We start from the raw sequence: 4,210 nt of genomic DNA, 5'->3' as shown, positions 1-4,210 counted from the left end.
TAATGCAGCGCGTATGTTCCGTAATTCGATCTTCCAGCGTAGAAGCGTCGATTTGAAACGTCTGCCGGTCCGTATCGGCGAACACCGGCAAGGCGAATTGCTGCAAAATCGCATTGACCGAAGCGACGAAGGTATACGCGGGAACGATCACTTCGTCGCCGGGGCCGATGTCCAGCGCAAACAAGGCCGCATATAGCGAACTTGTGCCGTTCACGGTGGCGATGGCGTGCTTGACGCCTAAATTCTCCGACCAGGCTTTTTCGAAATCCGTAACGACGTGATTGCCCAACCGGCACCATCCTAAACTGCGCAGCGTCTCGAGAAATTTATCTTCATCCGACTTCTCGATCATCGGCCAGCCGGGAATTTTGTCCTGCACCGCTTTTTGCCCTCCCAAAAGCGCCGGTTTTTCCATCTCCGCCCCATGCGATAATTGCAGGGATAAAACCGTAGGCGCCGCTGCGCTAAGGGAAAGACCCGTCCGGACAAATCGCCTTCGCGTGATTGTCTTTGGTTTCATGATCTTTGCATCCTTCCTTTTCCAAATATTCTTCGCGTTTACTATAGGCCATAATCCTCGATGGCCGCTAGTGTTCCCCAAACATCGGCGTCCCTGCCTCCGGACGTCATTATCATGACTTCCAAATCATGGGCTAAGGGCGGATCAATTTCCAACCGTTATTTCAACTGGAAGGATCAATTCCCGACAGGCGCGTACGCAAGTAGACATTCTGGGGATTTCTGAGATAATCGGCGAGAGTAGGAAAGATTCGTTCTTTGAAGGGAACGATCATGCTCATGCGATTTTTATTTCATTTTTTCGCCTATCTCGCCTTTCTGTTTTTCTTATCGTCAAATCCATGCCGCTCTCAAGAAAGCGCTTCCAATCTCGGCATTTTCGACGCCACCGCCGATTGGGGAACTAAAGAGTCTCCTCTTCAACGAGGGCGCTTTAAAACGCCGGGACGCGTCGAAATCCGGAACGCAACCGCCGATGCAGTTTACCGGATCTTCGGCAACGGCGACGATATCTGGGACAACTCCGACGAAGGCTTCTTCCTCTATGCCGAGCGCTATGGATCATGGAAACTGACCGCCCGCGTCAAATGGCTCGACCGCGGCGGCGAACGTACGGGCGGCAACAATCCTAGCGTCCATCTGATGATCCGCAATCAGGCGAAAAATTCGTATTCGTCTCAATTCGGCATTTACTTGCGCGCAGGCTTGGAAGGTCCTTTAGGAACCACTTCGGCAACGAGTTGGCGAACCGTAGATTACGGTATAACAAAAAACATAGAACACAACGCTTTTTTGAGGGGGGACGCTGTCAATCGCTTCATTTTTTATCGCGTTTCGCGAATTTCCGCATCGAATCGATTGATTTCCGAATGGTCTTATGATGGCTCAACCTGGACGGAAGGTTGTTCGATGGTCATTCCTATGCAAGATCCTGTTGCTTACGGAATCGCCATTACCAATACGTTAGATAATGAATTGTTAGCCAGCGCACAAATCGACACCATCAGACTCGAATCCATTCCCTTTACATCCATACGATCGCTTTCCAAGAGCATCTATCAAGATCAAGAACCGATAACCGTGACGATCGATGTCGATCCTGGAAGAACCAATAACGTTGACGCCATCGCAGTAGAAAATATTACGCCCGGATTCGAAGTTACCAATATCAATCTGGGGGGAACCATTGAAGATCATCGCATTGTCTGGAAATTAGATAATATACAAAATCCAATGCAACTCTCCTATCAAATCGCCTTGTTGGACAATTCCGCGAAGGGAGTTTTTCTTTTCGATGGAAATGTCGCTGGCGTCAATATTGGCGGGGAGCAGTTTCTGTACCCCCAATTTGGCGTTTTCGAAAATGTCGCCGATTGGGGAACGCCGCAATCCCCGCCCCGTATCGGAGATTACAAAACGCCGGGAACTGTTAACGTGTTGGATATCGAAGATATACATACATTTCAAGGGGATATGGCATTCACCAACCTGCAGGAATACCTCCCCTATGAATCCATGTTTCCAAGAGAGGAGAAACCCGCTCGCGGCATCAATCGGCTTTTTTATGTAATCGAAGGAAGCGGCGACGGCTTCAAAGACGATTCGAATGAAGGCTTCTTTATCTATTCCGAAAAAAGCGGCGCATGGAGCCTAAGCGCCGGGATAATCGATATGAACCGAGATTCCGACCAGGATCAGCGGCAGATCGGATTAATGATCCGCGAAGCCGGCGACCGGCCCAACGCAAAATTTTATTTTGCGTCATTTGGGAGCGACAACAAATTTAATATGTTGAATGTTTCGCTACTGTGGCGGGACGCCTCCGGCTTTCATGTTTTGGCAGGGTCGGAACTGTCGTTGTCGTATTATTACAATAATAATTCTGCTCTTCGCGTCAGTTGCTTAAGGGAACATGGTCTTTGCTTGGCGGAAGTTTCCAATGATGGAATCGTATGGACTCCCATACATGCGTTATCGCTTACATTCGAACAACCGCTGGCGTATGGCATTGCGCTTGCCAGCGGTTCGGACGATCCGAAGCCAATCAAAGCCGCGGTTTCTCGTCTAAAATTCGATTCCTTGGATTGGGCTCCCCGCTTTTTCCAGATCGCCGATACGTTCGCTAGGAGGGAATTCAAGATGTTAATGGCGCTCATTATCGCCATTATGTTTTTTACATTGGCGCTTTTTGCTTTTGTTTTGTTTTTATTTTATTCGAAACTGAAGGAAAACTTCTATTTTGCTTTTTTATTTCTATTTATGACAATCAGCGAAATTGTCTGGAATATTCCTTCTCAAGCATTGTCGGATAACTTTTTTTCATTGCATTTCTTATTTATAGGCATAACCGGGTGCAGTCTGTTGGCCATTGTTTTTAACCTGTATTACTTAATATACAACGTAAAATTTCGCCAGTTTTTATGGACGGTTGTTTTGCTGATCCTGATTCTTGCCGCGCTGGGTTTTTCCTTTTGGTTTTATAAATCCGGTTTTCTCGAAACAAAGGAAAACTATACTTATCTGGAAACAACTAACGACTTCCTTTTGATTGCCGGTACGATTATTTCTTTCGAAATCGTCCGCTTGTTTCTGGTCGGCGTCTGGAAACGCATTCATGGCATGTTGCTCTTCGGATTGGGCAGCATGTTTTATGTCGGCGTCTATCTTTGGCTGGCGGGCGGATATTTTGGGTATGCAGGACCGTTAGCCTATTCGTTTTTGCTGGACGGCGCCTGCATTTTGTTTTCCATCGTGATCTTTATGCTCATCGCCTATCGCTTCGCCGTTAGCAATCGCAGTCTCGAACGGTTGACCGCCGAACTCGAAGACCGCGTCGAACGGCGCACGGCCGAATTGAAAGCCGCGCAAAACCAACTCATCCGATCGGAGAAAATGTCTTCGCTGGGCCAGCTGATCGCCGGAATCGCCCATGAAATCAACAATCCCGTCAACTTTATCAAAAGCAACATACAACCGCTGAAAGACTACCTGTTGGGCTTCAAGAAAGCAGTCGATTACATGACGGAAAATAAGGAACAACTGCCATCGGAAATGAAAGAACGATTCGAAGATATCTATGAGGAAGAAGACCTGGAATTCGCCTCGCAAGACGCTAAAAAACTCATGAGTTCCTTTGAAGACGGTTCCGATCGCATCTCCAAAATCGTCGCCGACCTTCGTCAATATTCGCGCATGGATGAAGATTACTATTCCCAATACGACATCCATGAAGCTATCGATTCCACGCTGAACCTGCTCTTCAACAAATACAAAAACCGTATCGTTCTCCATAAAGAATACGGGGATATTCCCCAAATTTCCTGTTCTCCGGGAAAAATCAATCAAGTATTCATGAATATCTTTGTTAATGCCATCGAAGCCATTGAGAATGAAGGCCATATTTGGATTCAAACATCCAGGCAAGATAAAAACGCGATAATTCAAATTCGCGACGATGGGATAGGAATGCCGGAGGAAATCAAGACTAAGATTTTCGATCCTTTCTTCACGACCAAGCCTGTCGGTTCGGGAACCGGATTGGGTTTGTCCATCGTTCAGGGCATCATCGAACAGCATGGCGGGACGATCGCGGTCGAAAGCGAAGCGGGAAAAGGAACGCAGTTTACGGTTACGTTGCCATTAGGAGAGAATAAAGCGTAAAAACGGCTATTCGCTTTTGTAAATGCCTCCG

2 protein-coding genes are annotated in these 4,210 nt (G+C 47.3%); one reads left to right on the top strand and one right to left on the bottom strand.

Features of this window, described 5'->3' with window-relative positions; translation table 11 throughout:
• Positions 1–520: aminotransferase class I/II-fold pyridoxal phosphate-dependent enzyme (locus AB1656_19000; protein ID MEW6237476.1), on the bottom strand; the 520-nt coding region annotated here is incomplete at its 3' end.
• Positions 521–798: 278 nt separating this feature from the next.
• On the opposite strand from AB1656_19000, the gene AB1656_18995 reads away from it, so the two are divergent.
• Complete coding sequence (locus AB1656_18995; protein MEW6237475.1) at positions 799–4,179, top strand: ATP-binding protein; 3,381 nt, start codon at positions 799–801, stop codon at positions 4,177–4,179.
• Positions 4,180–4,210 lie beyond the last annotated feature (31 nt).

The organism is Candidatus Omnitrophota bacterium (assembly GCA_040755155.1).
In the GTDB taxonomy this organism is placed as follows: Bacteria; Hinthialibacterota; Hinthialibacteria; order Hinthialibacterales; family Hinthialibacteraceae; genus JBFMBP01.
This window is presented reverse-complemented; position numbering and strand designations above follow the sequence as displayed.